General features: G+C 51.1%; 17 protein-coding genes. 3 read left to right on the forward strand and 14 right to left on the reverse strand.

Annotation, left to right across the window (positions count from 1 at the left end):
• Nucleotides 1-6: 6 nt before the first annotated feature.
• The 5 genes from JVX88_RS03570 to JVX88_RS03590 form a co-directional block, all read right to left on the reverse strand.
• The gene (locus tag JVX88_RS03570) at nt 7-2,523 is read right to left on the reverse strand and encodes a CHAT domain-containing protein (RefSeq protein WP_211625812.1); all 2,517 of its coding nucleotides are present in this window, start codon (nt 2,521-2,523) and stop codon (nt 7-9) included.
• Between the two features lie 69 nt (nt 2,524-2,592).
• Entirely contained in the window at nt 2,593-2,841 is a 249-nt protein-coding gene (locus JVX88_RS03575; RefSeq protein ID WP_211625814.1) for a hypothetical protein, read from the reverse strand.
• Entirely contained in the window at nt 2,838-4,799 is a 1,962-nt protein-coding gene (locus JVX88_RS03580) for an alpha/beta hydrolase family protein (RefSeq protein ID WP_211625816.1), read from the reverse strand. Before JVX88_RS03580 ends, JVX88_RS03575 begins: the two co-directional genes overlap by 4 nt.
• 17 nt (nt 4,800-4,816) lie before the next feature.
• Nucleotides 4,817-5,776 carry a hypothetical protein gene (locus JVX88_RS03585; protein ID WP_211625818.1) on the reverse strand — a complete coding sequence of 320 codons (960 nt, stop codon included), beginning with the start codon at nt 5,774-5,776 and terminating at the stop codon, nt 4,817-4,819.
• Entirely contained in the window at nt 5,773-6,489 is a 717-nt protein-coding gene (locus JVX88_RS03590) for an RNA polymerase sigma factor (RefSeq protein ID WP_211625820.1), read from the reverse strand. The genes JVX88_RS03585 and JVX88_RS03590 overlap by 4 nt, the downstream gene beginning before the upstream one ends.
• 266 nt (nt 6,490-6,755) lie before the next feature.
• Here JVX88_RS03590 and JVX88_RS03595 point away from each other — a divergent pair, with 266 nt between their 5' ends.
• Nucleotides 6,756-6,896, forward strand: a complete 141-nt coding sequence (locus JVX88_RS03595) for a hypothetical protein (protein ID WP_211625822.1) — start codon at nt 6,756-6,758, stop codon at nt 6,894-6,896.
• Between the two features lie 165 nt (nt 6,897-7,061).
• On the opposite strand, the gene JVX88_RS03600 is transcribed toward JVX88_RS03595, so the two are convergent.
• From JVX88_RS03600 to JVX88_RS03620, 5 genes are all read right to left on the reverse strand, one after another.
• Entirely contained in the window at nt 7,062-7,841 is a 780-nt protein-coding gene (locus tag JVX88_RS03600; protein ID WP_211625824.1) for a Fic family protein, read from the reverse strand.
• A gap of 47 nt (nt 7,842-7,888) precedes the next feature.
• On the reverse strand, nt 7,889-9,022 hold the full coding sequence (locus JVX88_RS03605) for a hypothetical protein (protein ID WP_211625826.1): 1,134 nt from the start codon (nt 9,020-9,022) through the stop codon (nt 7,889-7,891).
• Nucleotides 9,023-9,062: 40 nt separating this feature from the next.
• Nucleotides 9,063-9,392 (reverse strand): PilZ domain-containing protein, encoded by a 330-nt coding sequence (locus JVX88_RS03610; RefSeq protein ID WP_211625828.1) that lies wholly within the window; start codon nt 9,390-9,392, stop codon nt 9,063-9,065.
• A complete protein-coding gene (locus JVX88_RS03615) occupies nt 9,385-10,908 on the reverse strand; it encodes an APC family permease (protein WP_211625830.1) in 1,524 nt (507 codons plus the stop codon). Before JVX88_RS03615 ends, JVX88_RS03610 begins: the two co-directional genes overlap by 8 nt.
• 105 nt (nt 10,909-11,013) lie before the next feature.
• Nucleotides 11,014-11,157, reverse strand: a complete 144-nt coding sequence (locus JVX88_RS03620) for a hypothetical protein (RefSeq protein ID WP_211625832.1) — start codon at nt 11,155-11,157, stop codon at nt 11,014-11,016.
• A 15-nt stretch (nt 11,158-11,172) separates the two neighbouring features.
• Between JVX88_RS03620 and pabB the strand changes: the two genes are divergently transcribed.
• A complete protein-coding gene (gene pabB / locus JVX88_RS03625; RefSeq protein WP_211625833.1) occupies nt 11,173-12,360 on the forward strand; it encodes an aminodeoxychorismate synthase component I in 1,188 nt (395 codons plus the stop codon).
• A 196-nt stretch (nt 12,361-12,556) separates the two neighbouring features.
• A complete protein-coding gene (locus tag JVX88_RS03630; protein ID WP_211625835.1) occupies nt 12,557-13,366 on the forward strand; it encodes a J domain-containing protein in 810 nt (269 codons plus the stop codon).
• Nucleotides 13,367-13,643: 277 nt separating this feature from the next.
• Here the strand turns inward: JVX88_RS03630 and JVX88_RS03635 are convergent, their stop codons facing one another.
• From JVX88_RS03635 to JVX88_RS03650, 4 genes are all read right to left on the reverse strand, one after another.
• Nucleotides 13,644-17,750: a M36 family metallopeptidase gene (locus JVX88_RS03635; RefSeq protein WP_211625837.1), complete on the reverse strand. Its 4,107-nt coding sequence runs from the start codon at nt 17,748-17,750 to the stop codon at nt 13,644-13,646.
• A 388-nt stretch (nt 17,751-18,138) separates the two neighbouring features.
• On the reverse strand, nt 18,139-20,571 hold the full coding sequence (locus JVX88_RS03640) for a M36 family metallopeptidase (protein WP_211625839.1): 2,433 nt from the start codon (nt 20,569-20,571) through the stop codon (nt 18,139-18,141).
• Nucleotides 20,475-20,954: an AIR synthase related protein gene (locus JVX88_RS41715; protein ID WP_315875321.1), complete on the reverse strand. Its 480-nt coding sequence runs from the start codon at nt 20,952-20,954 to the stop codon at nt 20,475-20,477. The genes JVX88_RS03640 and JVX88_RS41715 overlap by 97 nt, the downstream gene beginning before the upstream one ends.
• Nucleotides 20,954-21,718 (reverse strand): arylamine N-acetyltransferase family protein, encoded by a 765-nt coding sequence (locus tag JVX88_RS03650; RefSeq protein WP_211625841.1) that lies wholly within the window; start codon nt 21,716-21,718, stop codon nt 20,954-20,956. Before JVX88_RS03650 ends, JVX88_RS41715 begins: the two co-directional genes overlap by 1 nt.
• Nucleotides 21,719-21,764: the final 46 nt, after the last annotated feature.

Consider the following 21,764-nt stretch of genomic DNA (forward strand, 5'->3'; position numbering starts at 1 on the left):
CCGCACTTAGCGATGATCGCCTAGAAGAAAGAAAGCCGCCCAGAAATAGGGTTCGTGCGATCCGGTTGACTTGTTTTGGATCATCGAAATCGATACAGCCTGTAGTGCTTTTGCCGCAGAGGTTCCGTCTCGATACTGCTCGTAGAATTTTTGGGTAAACAGCTCAGTTGACCGGTCATTGGCCTCCCATTGGGCAGAAATAACCGACGAACTCCCTGATCCTAGCAGAGCCCATGCGATGCTTACGAGCCCCTCACCGTTAAGGACATTATTCGTTTCGCAAGATGCGAGGAATGCAAGGTTCTGTTTTTTAAGACGAACGCTGAGAAGGTCTTGCACCGTGATCTGCCCCGAATCCTTGCCGAAAGCCTTGAAGGCCAAAAAGGACTCCAACGGTTCATTCGGATCTGCTTGCGCGTGCATTGAAAAATGTAGAATGTCTGATTCACCCGCAGAACTCAAGAATTGTCTTCGTGTCGCACCGATCACAGGCCTCGCGGAGAAAATTCGTCCGACTTTTTCGGCTTCGCGATTAACGTATTCCAAATGGCGGTCTTGAAATGAATCATTAGCAAAAACCTGAATTGTTTTCCTGGACGGAACCGGCTGCGTAAGCTCATTCAAGAGCATCGAGACGGACGGTGAATAGCTTACGATTCGTTTTTCGATAAGGTAGGATTCACCATCAGGACTTAAAGCATGGAACGGGATCTTCCACAGAGCTTTGTCCGGCACGATCACGATATGGTTCGAGGCAAGCGACAAGGGGGCGAGCAGCCTATTGTAAAGCTCGTTTCCATCGCTCTTAAAGAAGATCCTATCGCGGATCTTAACTCGCGTGGATTGTGCTATTCGGGCTGCCTCGCCCTCTGAAAGCGATAATTCGACGGCACGGACAGGCTTACTGTCCTCAATAACATAGGCTCGTAGCTGACCACCGATTGTGAAAAAATACGAAACAACTGCGGTGTCGCGGAGCAGGTTTTTATTATCGAAGGAATTCAGATCGAGTTTTCGTTCAGCTGCGATTTGAGGCAACGAGAGCGTTACAGATTTTTCAATGGCGGCCAATTCATCTCGCACCTTTCCGCCGTCGATTAGTTGAGTTGAAAGTTCCTCGACATGCTTGCGGACCTCGCTATCTAGATCTGCTTTACGTCGGAGAGCCGAATTCTCAATGCGGTCGCGTAGCACACGAGCTTTTGAGTAATCGACAAGTTCTAAAGCGGTAGTCGTATTGCCCCTTTTATCTTCTATTTCCGCCAAAAGCCGAAAAACGGAATGGTACGTCTCCAGGATCGACAACGACAAGATGGTGTCCCCTGTCGGACGATCACTTTCGAAGATCGCGGCTGCACGTCTTGCGTGCTCGATTGCCAACTCCTGTTCTCCTAACCCCCAATATCCTTTTGCCAAACTAAAATAAATTCCCAGTAGATCTTCACGAAAATTACTTTCTTCAGTGGACTTTTGCAGTACCTTCATTTGTTCGATCAATCCGGCCCAGTCTTTACCTTTTTCGGCGAGGATGGCCTTCCAGTGCGGAATGAGATAATCGGAATGAGCCTTCAACGTTTCGAGTTCCTTGAAGTAGTTCGCCGATAACTCCTTTTGTCCTTGAAGTCCCGCGACCACCGCATTTCCCAGAATGGCTTCGAATAGGAATCTTCTGTCCCGATCAACACGGTCTAGGGTCAAAAGATGCTTCTTAGCGCTCGTTACATCTCCTTCGTAAAGGGACGTGAGGATCAGCGGAGAGAGAAGCAAACATGCCTGATAGGCGTCTTTCTCTGTCAAGGCGAGTTTCAGTCCTTTTTCGCGCATTTGTTTGGCTTTTCGCCCTTGACCAACCGAGCTTAGGAGCCCCCCGAATTCATAGAGTGCGAGCCGATGACGGTATTTGAATTCGGTTTTCTCGCTTATCTTGACGAGTTTTTCTCCATACTCTATCGCTCTTGCATAATTGAATTTCGCCGCCCATGCCAAGCTAAGATGTCCCAGGACATCAAGGTGCCCGAGCGACATCGGAAGGCCTCGGGCCAGTTTCTCGGCTTTTTCAAGCCAGATGATCGCCGCAACGTCAAATCCGGACGAGTACATTACCCGGCCGATGGCGAGATGATATTCAAATCTGATCTGTGGATCGGAAGCAGCCGCCGCAAGAGCGTTACGGGCGGACTTTAGCGCAGATGGAAAATCCCGCAGGGCACGCGCGTGCGCGGATCTGGCCAAATATATCGCGGCGATTCTTCGAGGCTGTCTCGCTTGCTCGGCGTCTGTCAGCGCTTCATCGAGAACCGTTGAAGCTTCTTCATATCTCTCCAGCCGCATCAACGCCTGAGCCTTCAGTACTCCTAGTTCGGAAGCGGTGGCCGGTGTCCCGGCTTTACGAGTTCGCAAGATCGCTTCTGGGGCTAGCCTCACAACTCCTTCGAAATGCCCGTTGTTGAACGAGTTTCGTATAGTCGCCAGTGGACTCGATTGACCGCGGATTCCGACCGACGCGAGAACTAAAAGAAGCAAGCCGGTTAATATCGGCCGGCTTGCTATTGCGAACCTCCAAAACCAACATTTCGAAAAGCTATGGTTCATTTAGTCGTCTCGCGGGCGGCAATTGCCGTTTCCGTCGCCGTCAGCTTCGTTGTTCGGGCGACAGTTCTGGCAAATTCGCAAAGGACAGTCTCCACTTTCGAACAAAGAGAGTACCTGTTCGGCGACAAACGAGAGCAATCCAGGGGCAATTCCAGCAGTACCCGTTACGACCGGTCCCGTCGCAAAGTTGCTTCCGGTCAGACTTATCAAAAGCACCAGCGTTAAGGCAAGTGATTTTATTCTCTTCATTTATTTTCTCCTCTTTTATTTAGTTGTCTTTTTAGAAATTCATACATTGCCGCAGTCACGTAACGGCTCGCTACGCCATGGCCTGCCTCCTTGGCATATATGAACCAGACCTCGTTCCCCTTGTTCTGCAATTGGGATTTCAGGTCGAGAACATCCCTCTCGGGATTCCTTGCATCGAGCTTTCCTCTGGTCATAAACAAAGGAGCACCGCTCCAGCGATCCGCGTTGTTCAATGGTGAAAGCTCGTCAAGCTGTTTCATAAGTTTTTCGTCTTTCGGATCGCCGTACTCGTTGATGGCGAACTCCTCGATCCATGTTTGGGAGAGAAGGCCTCTTATTGAAACCAGCGGATACTCGGCTATGACGGCCTTTACCCGCTTTGGTTCCAACAACGCAGAGCCAAGAGCGACAAAACCACCGTAACTCTCCCCGCGGACGATTATCCGGTTCCGATCAAGTTCAGGCTGCCTTTCGATCCAGTCCAGTAGGGCGGAAATGTCCCTAACAGCGTCCCCTCGCTTTTCCCCATTGTCGGCATCCATGAACTCAATACCAAAGCCTTTGGATCCGCGAATATTGGTGTGTATGATCGTAAGGCCAAGATCGGCCGCGAATCTCAGGGCCTGCGAATTGAAGACCGGCCGATCGATCACTTGCGGGCCACCGTGGATGAAAATTAGGACGGGTGACCTTCCCTCGATCTTTGCAGGCTTGATCATATAGCCAGATATATCGCGGCCATCGAAGGACTGCCACTTGATCACTTCGGGCGGGTTTACTTTATTCTCAAACTGGGGTGGTATCCGCTCCTGTGTCCACGCTGTAGTTCGTTTGGACGATATATCAAAGACCTCTATCGAGGCTGGCTTCGAAATGTTCTCTGTTGTGTATGCGATCTCCTTGTTCGAAAGCCATCGAGTATTCCAGACAACGTATGAGCCGCGAATGAAGGGTGGAACTGTCTCGATGATCGCGTTCTTCCATAGCCTGCCGATACGCATGTTGTCGATCCCATCCCGCATCTCCTGAATCAAAAAAGATCTCTTATCCGGTGAGATCTTTACGTCCTGAAGATTTGCAATTCCCTCGGGCAAGTTTATCCGGGTCTTGATTCCAGCTTTTAGATCCATCGACGAAAGACAGATCTCCGGACCACATTCAGCTGACCCTTCGGAAAGCCAGAAAACCCGTCCCAATCCGAAAAATCCTTTTGTTGAGTTTCCTTTGTCCTCGACGGTGATCAGCCTTTTCGAATTCAGGTCATAGATATACAGGCTCTGGTTGCTGGACGACTTCCAATGTTTGAGAAGCACTTTGTTTCTATCCGAATCAACAACATTCCAGATACCTTTCAGATCAACGTCATAGCACGCACTTCTTGACAGGTCGTGATCGCAAAGTCGGGTTGATTTCTTTTCATAGTCGATCTTCGCATAAAAAATCCTTTTACCTGCTTCATCCCATACGAAAGACTCCACGGACTGATCCTTGCCTGAAAATGAGGAAAGCTTTCGTATTTTTCCCACTTCATCCCGGAGATGGAGTTCAAAATTGTCTGCATCTTCCTTATCGTCAGTAAAGGCGAATACTCTGCCTTTCGGACTTACACGGACCATATTCGGCGAACGTTCGTCAATCACGGTTTGCGGTTTTTCCATCGGCGAATCGAGTCGATAGATATAGTTCTTTTCATCGGTAATGAGTATTGAGCGATTCTTTCGGTCTACATCCCAAATAAGGTTGCTCCTTACCTGCGAAGCATCGAAGAACAAATGGTCCACCTCGGATTTCCTGATTGGAGGAATTCCTTCAACTTTATAGGAATCCGGGACCGGGAATACATCGCTATTTTGCGACAGAACCGGCAACACGAAACAGAGCGCCAAGACCACATTGATGGCGTATTTGAAAGTCGCCCTCTTACCATAGATCTGTGTCTTTCCGCTTATCTTCAACATTCACCTCACCGCTCTGCCTATTGGCTCGCCAAGCAACGCGTTTCTGACTTTGCCTTGCTTTTGCGTACTTTCTGATTTGATTGAAAATCCCTGGCGGATAATTTCTGTGCATCGACGCTCAGGGTCTGACCGTTCTCAAGCGTAATAATGATCTTCCATTTATAAGCCTTATCCGGATCAAGCGTTTTCTTCAATGTAAATGAAGTGCCTGTCTCAGTTTCGAATTCATCTATTAAGATCTCATTGTCATCGGAAACATAGAGGTGGTATTTCGCCGCATTCGGAACGCTTTCCCACCTAAGAACCAGGTCACCATCTTCAGATCCAAGCTGCATCTCGAATGTTCTTTGGGCACCGCATTTTGACATCGCACCTCTGGTCGAGGAGATATTTGCATTAACTCCCCGCGGCACCGTCTTACCGCTATTGGCGCCAGTCTTTGGATATTGCCTCGACTGAGGGTTGCTCGGCTCCGAAAGATTTCGATCTGCGGATATTCGACCGGGCGATTGACTCAGACGGTCATCGCCTGCACTGTTATGTGGCAGCACGAGTTCTGGTTCTTCATTCTGGTAGTTGGGGCCTGATATTGGATCTTCAATTTCGAACGATTTAGCAATGGCGCCTCCGACACTCGATTCTTTCGAAACTGCCAAGAGAATCAAGAGGGTCAGACCCAATATGACGACCAGGGAACCACTGCTCCAGGCCAGAATACTGGGTTTGTTAAAGAGTTCAACGAACTCGTGAAGGTATGACTGTACCGAAACAGTGTTCCGGTCGGTCTTTGACCGTTCAGAGTCCTGTTCGCTCAGCACAGCCGTCCAGAATTGCTTTGGATTCGGCAATGGAAGCAACCCTCGGCAATTTGCACATCCGAGCAAGTGTCGGCCGACTTCGCGCGATTCGCACTCGGGGAGTGTTCGGGCACTGAAAGCCGCAATCTGGAGGTCTGTTAAATGTTCCGATGGATTCATTTTCTAATCAGTCCTTCGAGTTTCACCCGAGCCTCATATCTTGCCTTCTTGACCGAACCCGCCGTTGATGCCCGTATCGATCGGCCTTCCGTTTCTCCTGCGATCTGTGCATCTGTCATCGACAGCTGATTGCGAATCTCGTACCAACGGTCCTCATTGAACTGCAGCGCTTCTGCTAGATCCCTGTCCGTAATACCGCTCTGCATTAAATGAATGATCAATTCTTGTGAGTGAAGCAGCAACGCTCGTCGCTGTCGCAATGACAGCTGGCAAATTCCTTGCCACACTTGGTGAATGAGAGAAAAAACCTCAATTTCGGTTTGTCCCTCAACAGAGGGCTCCTCAATTTCCGAAACCATTACTAGCGGCACATTGGCCGCATTCTTTTCGCCCGAGAAATGCCGGTTGACCTCGTTATAGGCCGTTCGCGCAGCAAAAGAGTTCCACTCCTCGCCGGACATTTTCTCGCTCGTTTCCTTGTGGTTTGTGCGCCATCGCCAGAGCCGGAGGGCTACTTCCTGCACGAGATCTGAAGTGTTCGTAAAATCTAGCCGAGCCCGACGTCGGCCGACAATACGTTGAACGATCGGCAGAGCGGCAAGAAACGAATTCTCGGAAGAATTACCCCAACCGGGCGTGTCGGGTTCTGAGGCGGTCCGCTCTTCCTCAGCCACGCCCGGTTGGGGTAATTCTTCTAAAAGAGAATCGATCATTCAGTGTTTTTAGCGAAGTACCGCTTTCCAGGTTGTTCCAACCGTGATGAACTTATCAGTTCGTTCACTTTGTTCTGCTTACGCAGACGATTCTGCAGCGCCCGGCATTGAAAAAGCTTTCTTTGACAAAGGTAACCTCATGCCCTGTGCTGGGTTTTTTATGTCTGGATATGTAATTTTCGGCTATGAATTCTTCTGCAGGAAAACGCGGCCGGGCTCAAATTGGTTGTAAATAAATTTTGCATTAGAAAAATAAAACTAGTCAAATGTTAAAAACACTTAGCGATACTGGGAATCTTGCACTTCTCGCACGTTACGATTTTCTCTATCTATGTCTCCTTGGTGAAACTGGTACAGGCAAGACGCATACCGCACAGCCCATTCACGAACTTAGCCCGTGGTGGTAAGGACATTTGTCGTCAGTCAAACGGGTCAGACGCGGATATTGGTTCAATTTTGAGTCTTCCGGTGCTTTAATAAACCAGCCTGGTGCAAAAATGAACCACTTTGTTCGGTCTCCGGACGACCCAGTCTTGTATCATCGTTTCGGACAAAGCAGCAACATGCGAGGATCACTGTAATTCTTTCCAGGCCAGGAACTCGCTCGGGCGAACTTTGTATCGAGCGACATTTCCATCGTGCAGGCTGATGATCTCGTTTTCGATCAGGTTGAAGAGGGCATCACGATCGGCGTCTGGGATATTTTGCTGATCGATCAGGTCACGGATCTTCTGTACAATTTGTTCGCCTCCGGTTTTTTCGAGGATTATCGTGCGAACGATCTCCTGGACCCGTTCGCGGTATCGAAGTTTCAGTAGATTGGGCTCTCCCAAAGACTGCTGGACGGCCGAGTATCTTTGAGAAGACCTTGTATAAGCCCAGATGTAGAGATCCTGGATCAAGCTGACATCGTTCCTTTCGTAAACGCCAAGGAGGGCGCTTACATACGCGGCCGGGTCGACATCCGTGAACGAGAGAGGTTTGAGGTTCGCCTTTACCAAAGGAATGTTTGCCACAAGTCTTGCCGTCCTTTTATTCACGTCTTCAAAAGCCTGCATGTAAGACAAGTGGACTATCGAGAAGATCGACTGCTCGAACGGGTCTTCTATTGCGTTAAGTTTCTCGACAAATTGATCGAAGCACTCCTGGAGGATCTGAGGATTATCGAGCGGAAGATATGTGGATCCCCAGATCTCCACGATCAGAGATCGCAAACGTCCCGATGAGGCAGGGTTTCCCAGAAGATTCTCGGATAACAGTGCGTGAATGCTGCGGATCTCTTGAGAAGAAATATGGTCCTCATCTGCCGATTCTACTATGTACTCGATGGCCGCCTTGTGGTTCAGGATCATCTGGGCTTCGGATGCATCCTTTCCGGCCGCCGCCTCACCGAGTTCGATCAGCCGCTTGATCTCAAGCAGGGAGTAGGCCGGTTCATTGGGGAGTCGGAACGCATATCGGCGAAGATCTCTTTGACGACCCGCCGCTGAGCATTTGTAAGCCTGAACGGCAACATCTTCGCGATACGATTCTTCAGAACATCTCCGATCTCGATAAACTCTCCCTTTGATTCCTTCTGTCTCTCACCGCGAACCAATTGGAGAGCAAAAGAAAGCATAAAGAACTCTTCAAATATCAACCTTCGCTGTGCCGGACTCCGGAACATCTCATACTCCGCGATCCGAGAATTATCCGGGGGAAAGTGGATCTCGGTAATGGCTTTAGATCGGTCAATTAGGGAATTATTTTTAATAACCGAAGGTGGCAATATCTCGGCTATATTGGAAGGATCAATATTTTGTATGACGTCGTAAATGATCTCTCGGAGCCGTTTTGTCTGAAAGGGACCAAGCTTGCGATACACTGGAACGTTGCGCGCTGTATGAACCGTGGAAAACTCCGGGCGTGAGTCTTCATCCTCATCGTCCTCGCCGTTTTCTGCATGAACTGATGCCCGATCTGTCGTGTCGACTTCGGCCAACAATCCGTACGCGTCAGGATCGGCATCAGCGGGAAGTATCTCAAGCAGGTCAGGACGCTGAAGTTTCAAAACGAAAGTATTTCGCCGGCCATCCCACTCCCATTTCCCGTGTGCGATGAACCGAACACCGCGTTGGAAACGTTCTGTATAGTATTCGATTATCGGCTTTGAGTTCTTGCCGGAAACGAACCACATTACCACGACCGGGCGTCTTATCCGTTCCCGGTCTCCCGCATTTATCTCAAATATGAATAGAGGCGGCTGTCGCGGGCCGCGGTGTTTTCCTACGCGGATCGCACCCGCAACTCGTACATAGAGCTCTAACGAAGCTTCGATCCCATCAAAAAGCTGATCTATCTGGATTAGATTTGAGCGATCTTCGTATCTGGCAGGAAAATAATTTAAGAGATCTTCTACGCGGGCTTCATCAGGATCCGTGATGCCGGCATAGTTAGCTACCGCGGTCGCCATCCGCTGTGCCATTTTGAATGAGAGGCCACCGATCCCGGCTTTCGAAAGTTCAAGGATCGGCGTCTCGGGCTTGATCTTCACCGCTTATATAAAAAGTAGTCGGTTCAAATATGGCTCGACATTAGGAAGCCACAGGGAAAGCGACCAAATTGAACAGCACATCGCGCTGCGCTCGGCTCAATCCGTGGAATCTGACAGCAAAACCTATTTCAAATACGTGATTTAGAACAGTGCCACGAAATTCGACGTTGAGGCCTGTGTCCAACGGGAGGAAAAGCCGTACGGTCTCACCTTCGAAGACCGATCCACCTGACAGCACAAAGCAACCCAGCTCGCTAAGATCGCTTATCGTGCCGTTCTGCCTACCATGACTGCTTTCCCACTGAATATCGATCGAGACCGGGTTCCGCGCGATGGCGCGCCGATCCGCACCGCTGCGCCTATCATTCATCTTCCGTCTCATCCTCCGGCGAAACAAAACCCTCTGGCGTCTTGCTTTGGAAATAGTAATAGAATGGCAATCCCAGCAATATCAAACCGATGCCGATCAATGAGTTGATCGTGTCATCATATAGCGTCTGAAGGAGAAGCCATGCCGTAACAAGCAGGAAGATCACCGGAACTACCGGATAACCGAATGTCCTGTATGGCCGCGGTGCGTCCGGATACCGTTTTCGGAAGAGAAAAACTGTCGAAGTTATCAGACCATAGAAGATGAAGGATCCAAACACGACGTAGTTCGTCAACGTATCAAACAGAGCATTGTCCGTGTTGTAGAGCCGCCAGAGCGAATCTGACAAGATCAGCAAGATCGCCCATGCCCCCTGGAGTATAAGCGACGCTATCGGAACACCATTGATCGAAAGTCGCTCAAAGCGTGAGAAGAAGAGGCGGTCGCGGGCCATTGCATATGGCACACGAGCAGCAGCAAGCACAGACGTGTGCAGCGAGCCAAGCGATGAGATCATTAGCCCGACAGAGAAGAGCGCGACCGCAGCTCCGGTCAAAAGACTTGCTACATCGCCAGCAAAAAATCTTTCGACGATCACATTTGCAACAGCCACATCCTTGTCCACAGCGGCTATCGCGCCTGGATCAAGCACGTAAAAATATGCGACGTGTACGAAGACGTACAAAATTATTATTAGGATGGTGCTGCCGATTATAGCGAGCGGTATATTACGATTCGGGTCTTTGACCTCGCCAGCTACAAATGTGAGTTGGTTCCATCCGTCGTATCCCCAAAGGGCTCCAAGCATTGCTGCGGCAAATCCGGCGAAGAAGGAATAGTTTGCATGTCCGTATCGCTGTGATTCGGCAACATCTAGACATTGAGCTCCAGCGGCATCTAACCCGAAGTTTCCAAACGTGCCACCGGAAACAAAAAGGAATGCCCCAAGTCCAACCAGAACCACAAGAGCGATCTTTACGAACGTAAGCGCAGTCGCGATCTGACCGCTGACGGCGACCGACGCACTATTAAGCGTCGTAAATATGATGATCGCCATTATCGCAATTATCTGGATCGTGGTCAGTTCTAGAATAGAACCACCAACTGGGATCGAGATGATAGCGTAATTAAGAGTATTTCCCAGATAGCTATTCAGCGCGATGGCGAATGCAACAGCGAGCGCTGCCATTGAACCGGTCTTTGCTATGAAAAGTTGCATCCAGCCGTACAGGAAGCTTGATGCCCGTCCATAGCCGTCGCGAAGAAGGACGTATTCGGCACTTGCTTTAGGCTTCATTGCGGTGAGTTCCGCATACGTCAGCGAACCTGCCAGAGCAAGCAGACCGGCCGCGATCCAGGCAGCAACAACCCATCCGCCGGTTCCCACGTTACAGGTCATAACACGTGCCTTGAAGAATACTCCGGTCCCGATCACGTTCCCGATGATCACCGAAATTGCGGCCAACAAGCCGAGCCCTCTGACAAGCTTGTACGTTGTTTCTGGATTTGTTGCCATATTTTGGTTGAGGTCCTGCAGGATCAGTCTGCAATATATTACGCGAAAAGCAAATTTTAGGGAAATTCAGCCAATGCCTCCAATAAATTGTAGTCAGACCCCTGTTCAATAGATGTTGTAAATAGACGGCATGTTAATATCACTTTCGTGTATCGGCTCGACATAGGGGCAGACGAACTGGTCTCTGCATTGCTTGGTATAAGCGATGAGCTGCCTATCTGCATTCTCGATAGTTGCGGGGTCGGTCATTTGGGATCACACCTTATGATCGCAGGTATCGAGCCAATTCATCGTTTTGAGTTTTCAGGTGAAAGAAAAGACGGTCTTGAACAAATTGAAAGAGTAATGAAAGGAGATCGCGCCGTTTTCTTTACGCTTTCTTATGATTTTGGACAAAAACTTCAGAGCGTAAAAGCGGCGTTTGATCCGGTCGAACCCGATATTTACGTAGCGGAGTTCGATGCCGTGGTAGTTCATGATTATGATTCGCGAGAGACTTTCCTTACAGGGAACGATCGTCAATTTGCACACATCGAACAAATACTACGTGAGAAACGGTTCGAGCCCCAAGAGATTACGGCAGAACCAGACCTCAGCTCGGGCTTTTCCCGTGATGAATATATTACCGCCGTTGAAGCGATCCGCGAATATATACGCAATGGATACACATATCAGACTAACCTTACGCAGAAACTTTCTGTAAGGTTTGAAAACGAGATATCGCCTGCATCTGTTTTTCATCGTCTGCGGCAGGATCATCCTGCTCCATTCGCGGCACTCATACAAAGACAAAATTCAACAGTCGTATCAGCATCGCCCGAACGCTTCTTTCGCGTAGCAGAGCGCACGATCAGGGCATCGCCGATAAAGGGAACACGCCCACGCGGACGCAACGAACAGGAAGACGCTTTTTTGCGCGAAGAACTTCTTCAAAGTGAAAAGGATCGAGCGGAAAATACGATGATCGTTGATCTTCTGCGGAATGATCTCGGACGGGTCTGCGAATTCGCATCGGTCAAAGTAGAGAAACTCTGTGACATCGAGGAACATCCAACCATCTTTCATCTGGTATCTACGATCAGCGGACATCTCCGACCGGACGCCAGTATTTCGGATATATTGATCTCGCTTTTTCCTTGCGGTTCTATAACTGGAGCTCCTAAGATCAGCACAATGAAGATCATCGACCAGATCGAACCGTCTCCCCGTGGATTGTCCATGGGAACGATCGGTTATCGGGTACCGGAGGTCGGCTTTGAAGGATTGATACCGGGTATCGATACGAGCGTAGCGATCAGAACAATGGTAATTCACGGCGATCGGGCAGAATTCAACGTCGGCGGCGGTATTGTAATTGACAGCGAGCCGAGTGCTGAATATGAAGAATCTCTCTTAAAAGCAAAAGCTCTTTTGAATGCATTAGGGGGGGGTGAATGGTCCGGTAGAGATTAATGCCCATTACCGGATGACCATTTTCCGAAACGATCAGATCGATAAGACCCATACCATTTTGCTCTTGCCTTTAACCACTGTTGCTGCTAGTCAATGTCGATACCATAACTGCGATATCTGTGCTACAATTCCGAAGTGTCACGGTTGCGCATTCGACCAACCGACGAACTTCTCTCCGACATCTAATCCGGCGTAGATGGTCAATTACTACGAAACGCTCAAAGTATCGCCAAAGGCGTCTCGGAACGAGATCAAATCCGCGTACAGACGTCTGGCGCGCAAGCTCCACCCTGACAAGAATGATGGTTCTGAAGAAACGGCTCGTGCGTTTGCGGCCATAGCAGAAGCCTATGCGATCCTTGGCGACGCAAAGGAACGAGCTAAATATGACAAAATACTCTCAAAAGCGCAGTTCAACGGCACAGCAAACGGCGAATCGGTTTTTGCTACCGATAATACACACGCACGGCGTTGGCGTCAGCTAGTTTATGAGCATCGCTACAATGAGATAATTGACCGAATGATCGCGGAAGAACGGCGCGAATCAGCCGAGCTACAGAAGATAATCTTCCCGATGGTCGCACTGTTTCTATCTACACTAGCGGTTGCCATCCTTAAGCCGCAATATTTTACAGAGGCTCCCGTTTTGATCAAGATAGTTGTGCTGACGCTATTTGTGGCGGGCACGATACACCTTATCGGACGGATCCGCGATGGTCTGGAGCGATACACTTACTATGATGATGAGATCCACGAATCCATTTTTGATGACCGTGAGATCGCTCTAAAACCTCATTCGCGAATGATCGCCGCATGCTTTTTGATATTTGGCATAATCGGAAGTTTTGTTCTGGGCTTGGCGATCGGGCAATATTGGGATGCTTCATTCATTCCGAAGATACACAACTTAGCTCAGGCATTGAATCCAGAATTTTTTGTGTATCCCCCGATCTTTGTTCTGATAGTTGATCTGATGCACACCGCGGCATTAAGAGTCGAATCGTAGCGGCACTACCTACTCTTGGATTAACTCCCCGATCTTCCCCCAATTTCCGCAACCTACCTTGTTTTTCCAGTTTCTACCTTCTAATACTTACTTTATGGATGTTGCTCTACTCCGGCAGATCTTTACAGTATGATATCCGCTCATACTAAGTTAAAAACACACTGATTCATTTAATTCGGCACAAAAAAGCCGGAGGTTTGAGTCTCCGGCTTGAGTGATTGATGCTGAAGGCGGAGTGTTGGTTCCGCCTTCAGGTTAAGGTTGAGTGCTTTGCGGTTTACGGATTCGCGAACCGCGGAGCCGGTTTATCCGCCGCGAGACCGAACTGCTGGACGATGATGCCCGACGTTGAGCGGTCGATCCACCATTGCCCCGTGCTCGGACGATAGATAGCAAGATCATCCTTGCCGTCACCGTCATAGTCTCCCGGTACAGGAACGTCCGTCGAAACACCGAACGGTGCACTGATCACGACGCTATCCGTGCTTCTCCTGATGAACCACGTCCCGGTCGATGGCCGGAACACGGCCGCATCGGTCTTGCCGTCGCCGTCATAATCTCCCGCCACCGGTATGTCACCGGCCTGGCCAAGCGATATGCTCAGCGGGCCGCCGCCGCCCGATAGCGTTCCCGTCCATTGTCCGTTGGTGAAGATGATGCCGTCTGCCGCACCATCACCATTGTAATCACCAGGTACAGGCGTATTGCCAGGATTGTTGACTATGGCAAACCCGCCATTGCTCAGCAGGATATACCAGTTGCCCTCACCCGCACGATAGATCGCCGCATCCGCCTTCCCGTCACCATCGTAATCGGCAACAGCAGGAACGTCTCCCGGTAATCCCCAAGAAAGCCCCGTCATCGTGAACGTGGTGCTGTTCAGGATCCAGAAATCAGCCGCCGATGGATTAGCATCCGGACGGAATACCGCCCAATCCGCCTTACCATCACCACTGAAATCTGCCGGTACCAGCGTGTCAGAACCAAGTCCCCAATTCACCGCTACGAATGAACCATTCCCGGACAGAATGTGATACCAGTTGCCGTCCGATGGCCGATGCAATGACAGATCCGTCTTACCGTCTCCATCAAAGTCTGCTCGCCCATTGCCCGAAGGCGTTACAGGCCCGCACGTGTAGTCGTCTGATTCGAAGGTTATCGACCAACCGCCCATTGTGCCGACGTCCCCTGCCGCATCGTCCACTACCCATAGGTTCCATGTACCATTCATGCTAGCTCCACTCGTTCCGAATACCGAAGTGAGTGTATCTGTGCCTGCAGGGGCTGCATTGGTATACGGTCCAGCGGGTGCCGGTGCTGCGAATGGGTCATTTGCTCCAGTATTATACGGCCTGAACTCACCTGCGACCCATTGCGTAGTCGAGGGCTGTGCAGCCGCACTATCAATGAAGCTAATGTTCAGGTTGGTAATGTCACCTGTACCACCGGAGTCAGATATGAATATGTACTTCTGCCCGCCTGGGCCTTCAAGAAGCATATCCAGGTCGCCGGGGAACGTATGTGTCGCCTGTAGAAGATTCACTTTGATCTTCTTGTTCCCGGAAAGACCGGTTACGTTTATCGCTGATGGATAAACACTCGCCGGACCACTAGTTGTGGTAGGCTGTCCATTTGGAATGTTCATCAACGTATTGTTGGTAAATGTAGCCGGCGGTCCTCCGACCGGTACACCGAGTCGGAACTCTCTTGCGACTGGAGCTTGAGCCCCTACCGAACTCGACACATTCACCTGCACCGTGTGCATACTTCCGCATGGTGCACCAGCCGGTACCGTGTAGGGCACCTGCTGCGTGACCGTCTGACCATCGGCGATACTGCCATAGTTGACGTTCGTCCCGCCGCTGATGTTCACCACCACATTGTTGATCGTTGCTCCCGTCACGTTCCTTACCGCAACGCTCGCCAGGATGTTCTCTCCCGGTTCCGGGAACCCGTTGTTGTTGCCCGGTGAATCGCTCACCGAGAACGGATCCACGTGCTGGACATTCGCAAAGTCGAATGCCTCAACGACAGATGTCGATGAGATCGTCTGTGCCGAGAAGCCCATACCGCGTCGGCGGAAGCCTTCGCGGACGTCCGCTACGTCGGCCGAGGCCTCAGGTGCCACCGGCAGAGCACTTGCTGCCGCGATGATCGCATCGCGTTCCTGCAGCATCATCGGATTGCCCGGTGCCAGCTTCATACCGTCCGTCACCGCCTGCAGCACTCTCCTTGTCCCGACCGTAAAGCCGAGCCTCTGCACCATCAGTGCCCTCACTTCCCACAATGCACTCGACCAGATCTCGCCCGCATTGTGCACCTGTGCACAGCTTCCCGTCGTACCGAACGGCCCTCTCGGGAATGCACTGATATTGGCCGTCGTCGTCGTCCCGATCTCCGTATCGCACCCCGTGTTCAGATGCCGGAACGTCAGCGGATTGTGCGGACACGGTGCATTGCCGCACGCCGGACGTGCCGGACCGCCGGTAAATGCTATCGGGGCCTTCGGAAAGCGCCGAATGCCGTAGTAATAGTTCGCCGTGAACCCGGCCGTCGCCAGATACGTCGCATATCCGCCCAGCGAGTACACTCCATTGATCGGATCCGTCGGCTCCGCCAGCATCGTGTGGGCATACCAGTCAGACCAGCCTTCGCCCATCATTCCGCCCTGGTTGCCCAAACCGTTGTGCAGACGGGTAGATGTCCCGTGCGTCACCTCGTGGATGATCACGTCCGCATCGATCGTCCCGTCAAAGTCCGGGTTCGGCCCCGTCCAGATGAACATCTGCATCCTTCCGCGTCCACCGTCCGCCGGCGTCGAGAAGTTAGCATTGTTCGTCCCCGAACAGTCCTGACCCTCAGCACTAACACGGTCATTCCCGACACCTCCGCGACCGAAGTTGTCATGCTGGAAGTTCCTCGCCTGCTCATTGAACCCAAGGTCATACAGCAGATCGTGATAGATGTTCATCACATAGAACATCTGCGTCGCCGCCGCTTTCTGATAGTCCGTATATGCCGGAGGTGACGCCACACAAGGCGTCGGCGCGTTCGGCGTCGGTGCATCACCCGTGTTGTCCACAGGATTACCAGGATTGAACGGATAGTTGAACACGCGGTTCGGCGACCCTACCGGAATGCTCGCCGCATCCACTCCGTTCGTCGTGTCGCGGTCAACACCTGACTCCACGTTGTTCCCATCCGTGATGTTGTTCCCGTCCGTTATCCAACCCAGATTGTTCTGTCCCGGATTCGGTGCCTCGTTACCTATCCGCGTCACGCTCGTCCGGTTGATCCGCGGCCCCTGCTGTCCCGTCGTCGGATCGTTCGGACCAGGCGACAGCGGGTTCGGACTGTCCGCTACATTGATGAACGCATTCGGATTCGTATACACCTGATACGTCGCACTCTGCGTCTGATCCGCCGTGATGTTCTCCCTCGACAGCATCATCCCCGTCTCAGCATCCACTATCACGTAGAACGCATTCACCGGCAGCCAGATCAATACTCGCCATGCCGGCCTCGCCACTCCGATCTCCGTCGGAAAATACATCCGCTCGGCAGTCGTCGCCCAGTCTCCCGAACCAAAAACTACCTTCTGCTCCGTCGATTCCCCGTCGTTCCGGCCAAACCCTTCCGTCGGTACCTCTTCATTGATGTACCCGTAGGCCCGCCTTACCGCCTCTCCGGCATCTCCAAAATTCTTCGATACTGTCCCATAGTCAATACCGGGTGCAAGATCATTCAATACACGGATCATCTCTCCCGTCTTCGTGAATCCGGCCCTCGCCTCCCCACGATACACAGGTATCCCGTTGATCTCCTGCTCCAATCGCACGAACGAAAGATATCCGCTCGGATTCGTGTAATCCGCCGTCACCTTCAACTGATCCGCCTGCTCGTCCGTGATCCCGATCAATGCATTGTTCTCCTTGATGAACCCTCGCAGGATCTCAGACCTCTTCGTCGATGACGTCCCCGTCAAACGATCGAACGGTGCCCTCTGTACGTCCGGCGAAATGACCTGCGGCATCCGAAGCAATGTGTCATACTCCACCTTCAGGTTCGGAACACGCCTCTTCAACGCCTCCTCGCCCCGCACGAACCCCTCGCTCATGTCCGCCATGAACGATGCGTCCTTACCAACCGCCTCCCGAAAACGCATGAACGCTTCCGCCACGGCCTCGTTCTTCTGATCATCTCGCACGTCATAATCCTCTAACCCAGGAACATGACTCTCCGTCCGCTCAAATAATCCCGTTCCTGTACCACTTACTGTGGTCTGGAAACGGGACGGCAGAAGCGAAACATCTGTGATGAGCGCAAGAACGAACAAACTCAGCGCAATACCACGCCAAGCCGTTATCTTACTTCCTAACTGCATTTAGTAGCCCTCCTAAAAATAAAAAGGAACAGTGAAATGTCGCACGATGCGACATATTTGTGCTTAACCTTATGACAATTATAAGGACGAGAAAGATCACCTGAGAGAGCACCCAATTTATCGACTTTACAGGTACCGAAAGGAAATAGATAGACGATTATGGATACATCAACATATAAAAATAACTACTGAATGAAAACCAGGGCCTGCACAGATTGTGAGACGTTGTGATTCAACAAAAGTAACAAAGATACTCATATTGGTCAACCAAAATGCATCAAATTCTGATACCTAGGAACACCAAGAGAACTCTCGACCATCCGATCGATGGAAGAAAAACAGATCAGCGGGCCATCGGACGGCTCCTATCAAGGGTCAAATATCTACATCAAGGCAAATATCCAAGCGGAGTCGGGCGATCCGGAGAAAGTCCGAATTGTGCTGCTGCAAATCCTGCAGTTGAACGATTCAAATACCATACACCGTCTCTATAAACAGCCTGATCGGTCTTGCCATCACCATCATAATCGCCCGGGACCGGGATATCGGTTGATATTCCGAACGGAACATAGGAGATCCCTGAATCCGAGCTGCGAAGTATGTACCAGAGCCCGTCTGACGGCCTGAAAACGGCTAGGTCAGTCTTACTATCACCGTCATAATCTGAAGGAACGGGTTTATCCGAACTGAGTCCGAACATATCGACAGAAAAGCCGCCGCTGCTTCGTGCGATCCACCATTGGCCATTTCGATAGATCCCGATATCGGCCTTTCCGTCGCCGTCAAAATCTCCACGTATCGGAATATCACCGGCAGAGCCGAACTGTTGGATCGTAAAACCGCCAGAGCTCCGCTGTATGTACCAGACATTTGTGGATGGCCTATACACCGCAAGATCGGTTAGCCCGTCGCCGTCATAATCCCCTGTTACTGGAAAGTCACCGTTCGTGCCGAACTGCGAAATAATGAAGCCACCGGAGCTCTTCATTATGTACCATTCGCCGTTGGCGGGTCGCCAAACAGCGATATCAGTGATACCATCGCCATCGTAATCGCCCGGTGTGATGATATCCGTCGCAATTCCAAAATTCACCGCGGCAAAGCCTGCCTGTGAACGAAGCAGATACCAATTCCCATCCGAAGGACGAAAGACAGAGATATCCGTCTTCCCATCTCCGTCATAATCCGCCCAAACCGGTGACGATTTGGTCGTGCAGGTATAGCTGCCAACGACTTCAACATTGTCGATATGCCAGCCTCCGTTTGCCGGTGCCGTATTGTCATCGGCACCAAATCGCCAACGAAGGCGTACATTCTGTCCGTTCGCCGCAGCAGGCAAGCGCACCTGCGAATCGATATACCCCTGCGAGGTTCCCGTCCACGCCGGACGACCGGCAATCGGGTTATTTACGCCGTTCGCCCCTAGCGTTCCGTTGTATGGGCCATAGATAAACGAGCCGCCGGCGGTAACGACGTCCTGAAACGGCTGATCCGCAATACTGATCTCAAGCACTCCGCCGTCCCAGCCGGCTTCAGTTAGAAAACTATTTCGGAATGCGATAGTTGCTGCCGATGCACTGATCGGCATTGACGGCGACGTCAGATTGGTGCCTCCGCCGACAGTTGTTGGGTTAAGTGCGAAAGCAGAATTCGGCGGCGAGTCGGGAGCTGCAGTGCTCGTAACAAAGTTAATGCCGCCTGATATCACTTCCGCAGTCCACCCTGCAGGAATGTTTGGAGTGCTCACGGAATCAAAGCTCTCCGTGTTAGTGATCACGGGCACGCCGATATTCAACTTCCTGACAAAACTTATAGGCCCAAGGCTGCTGTTGACGTTAAATGTCAGATCGATCGCGGAGCCGCAGGGAGTGCCCGGAGGCACCGTGTAGGAAATAGGCTGCGACGCAACCTGGCCGCTTGGCAACGTTCCGAGATGAACACTTCCTCCGCCGACTATTTCAACGCTGAGATTGTTAGCGGCAATGCCGGTAAAATTCGCCACCGGAGCAACGATCGTGACCGATTCGCCCGGCTCCGGATGACCGTTCCCATTTCCGGTCTGGTCGAATGCCCGAATAGGTTCGAGCATAACTAGGTTCGGAGTATCAAATGCTTCAGTAACCCGTGTATTGCCTGTTCCAGATCCAGTCACCTGGATCGATGCGGAAAATCCCATTCCGCGTATCGCAAATCCCGCCCAAGCATCAGCCGCATCGTTCGCATCGCCACCGGCCAAAGCTGCAAAGATGATCGCGTCACGGGCCTGCAGAAAGGTTGGCGCAAGCGGTGAGATCTTCATCCCGTCCGTGAAGTGCTGAAGAGCTCTTCGGTTTCCTACAGCCCAGCCGAGCCGCTGAACATAACGAGCCCTGATCTCCCAAAGCGCATTCGCCCAGATCTCGCCCGCGTTGTGAACCTGGTCTGCGCTTCCGCCGACAGCGCTGTTCGGAGCGAAGGCACCATCTGAAAGATTTATTTGAGTTGAGTCGATATCAGCGAATGTAAGCGGATTGTGTGGTCGATTGTTCGGCCCGCCGGTAAAGCTACGGACCGCGATCGGAAAACGACGAATTCCATAGTAAGTATTGGTCGGTTGTGTCGGCCGATAGAAAGAATAGCTTGCAATTGTGTAAAGCCCCTGTATTGGGTCCGAGGGCTCGCTTAGCATCGCGCTCGCATAAATATCCGACCATCCTTCGCCCATCGCACGAGCCATATTGGTCGTCAATCCGGTAGAATTTCCGTGCAGACGGTTCGAAAGGCCGTGAACGAGTTCGTGTATAGCAACCTCTGCATCAAGAGCTCCGTCATGATCCGGCACGCGCGAGCCATTCCTTCGACAACCGCTGCGGTAACATCCGGTTCAAGCTTTCCTGTTGCAAAATAATCGAGGAAAAAGAGCGGCTTTGCTCCCTGCACAAGAATGTCGTTTACACAATGGTTCACCAGGTCGGCACCGACAGTGTTATGTATGCCGGTCTCAAAAGCCAGCTTCAGCTTCGTCCCGACGCCGTCCGCCGAGGCCACAAGTATCGGCTCTGTCATATCCGGGAACATCGCTGAAAACATCCCGCCAAAACTGCCGATATCGGTCAGTGTGCGTTCATTAAAGGTTGATTTGGCGTATTCGCGGATCTTCGCGACCGCTCGATTCGCATTGTCTATTGAAACGCCGGCATCGGCATATGAGATCGATCGTTGCATTATTTGTATTGTAGGGGACGGATGTCGAACTCGTCATTCAGGATGGTGTCAAAATTCTCCTCTGAATCGATAGTAAACTCCTGTTTCTGATCAACATTCGTAATGATAAGTTTTTTGTCGGTGAGTGTTTTCCGGCCGGTTTCGGTCATTATCGAACAGATGGCTCCTTGCGTAAAATGCGAAACAGGCGAAGTCTGCTGGTAATGGCACATTTCCGCAAACTCGGAAAGTTCGCGGGGAGTGTCCTTGAATATATATTGGCTGCGCCACGTGCCGTCGATATGTTTTGCAACCTCACAATATTCACCATCGAATCGCCGGATCGTAAACCTACCGTTCGCATCCCGCTGTTCCTCGTCTAAAGCAAACCTTAATGGTTCCGCAGTAAAATCGCCGAATCCGACGTCTGCCAGAAATTCCTCATCGCCGATGGTTACTATGATCGCTGCGTGGTCAAACTCAGGCCCGTGATCCTTACCGTTAAAAACACGGGCTGATATCAGACGAGTCTTGAAGCCAATAGATAACAGCAATTCATTGAAAAGGCCATTGAGTTCATAGCAAAACCCTCCGCGGCGATGTTCGACTATCTTTGTAAAAAAGCGTTCCAGGTCCAGTACGATCTGACATTTCCAATAGATGTCAAGATTCTCAAAAGGAACGCTGAGAAGATGCCGTCGTTGCAGGTGAAAGAGCGTTGCCGCATCCGCGCGGATATCATGATCATTAATGCCGATGCGTTCCAAATATAGCTGCTTATTCATTCTGCGTTTAACAGTATTCTACAACCCACGTATGGCAGATGCCATT

It is taken from the genome of Leptolyngbya sp. 7M (assembly GCF_018128485.1).

What these genes read in the sequence shown, in the direction of transcription:
- JVX88_RS03585 (WP_211625818.1), bottom strand. Translation starts at nt 5,776, where the DNA reads ATGAATCCATCGGAACATTTAACAGACCTCCAGATTGCGGCTTTCAGT.
- JVX88_RS03580 (WP_211625816.1), bottom strand. Translation starts at nt 4,799, where the DNA reads ATGTTGAAGATAAGCGGAAAGACACAGATCTATGGTAAGAGGGCGACT.
- JVX88_RS03600 (WP_211625824.1), bottom strand. Translation starts at nt 7,841, where the DNA reads ATGATCCTGAACCACAAGGCGGCCATCGAGTACATAGTAGAATCGGCA.
- JVX88_RS03590 (WP_211625820.1), bottom strand. Translation starts at nt 6,489, where the DNA reads ATGATCGATTCTCTTTTAGAAGAATTACCCCAACCGGGCGTGGCTGAG.
- JVX88_RS03595 (WP_211625822.1), top strand. Translation starts at nt 6,756, where the DNA reads ATGTTAAAAACACTTAGCGATACTGGGAATCTTGCACTTCTCGCACGT.
- pabB (WP_211625833.1), top strand. Translation starts at nt 11,173, where the DNA reads ATGATCGCAGGTATCGAGCCAATTCATCGTTTTGAGTTTTCAGGTGAA.
- JVX88_RS03650 (WP_211625841.1), bottom strand. Translation starts at nt 21,718, where the DNA reads ATGAATAAGCAGCTATATTTGGAACGCATCGGCATTAATGATCATGAT.
- JVX88_RS03620 (WP_211625832.1), bottom strand. Translation starts at nt 11,157, where the DNA reads ATGACCGACCCCGCAACTATCGAGAATGCAGATAGGCAGCTCATCGCT.
- JVX88_RS03575 (WP_211625814.1), bottom strand. Translation starts at nt 2,841, where the DNA reads ATGAAGAGAATAAAATCACTTGCCTTAACGCTGGTGCTTTTGATAAGT.
- JVX88_RS03635 (WP_211625837.1), bottom strand. Translation starts at nt 17,750, where the DNA reads ATGCAGTTAGGAAGTAAGATAACGGCTTGGCGTGGTATTGCGCTGAGT.
- JVX88_RS03615 (WP_211625830.1), bottom strand. Translation starts at nt 10,908, where the DNA reads ATGGCAACAAATCCAGAAACAACGTACAAGCTTGTCAGAGGGCTCGGC.
- JVX88_RS41715 (WP_315875321.1), bottom strand. Translation starts at nt 20,954, where the DNA reads ATGCAACGATCGATCTCATATGCCGATGCCGGCGTTTCAATAGACAAT.
- JVX88_RS03610 (WP_211625828.1), bottom strand. Translation starts at nt 9,392, where the DNA reads ATGAATGATAGGCGCAGCGGTGCGGATCGGCGCGCCATCGCGCGGAAC.
- JVX88_RS03630 (WP_211625835.1), top strand. Translation starts at nt 12,557, where the DNA reads ATGGTCAATTACTACGAAACGCTCAAAGTATCGCCAAAGGCGTCTCGG.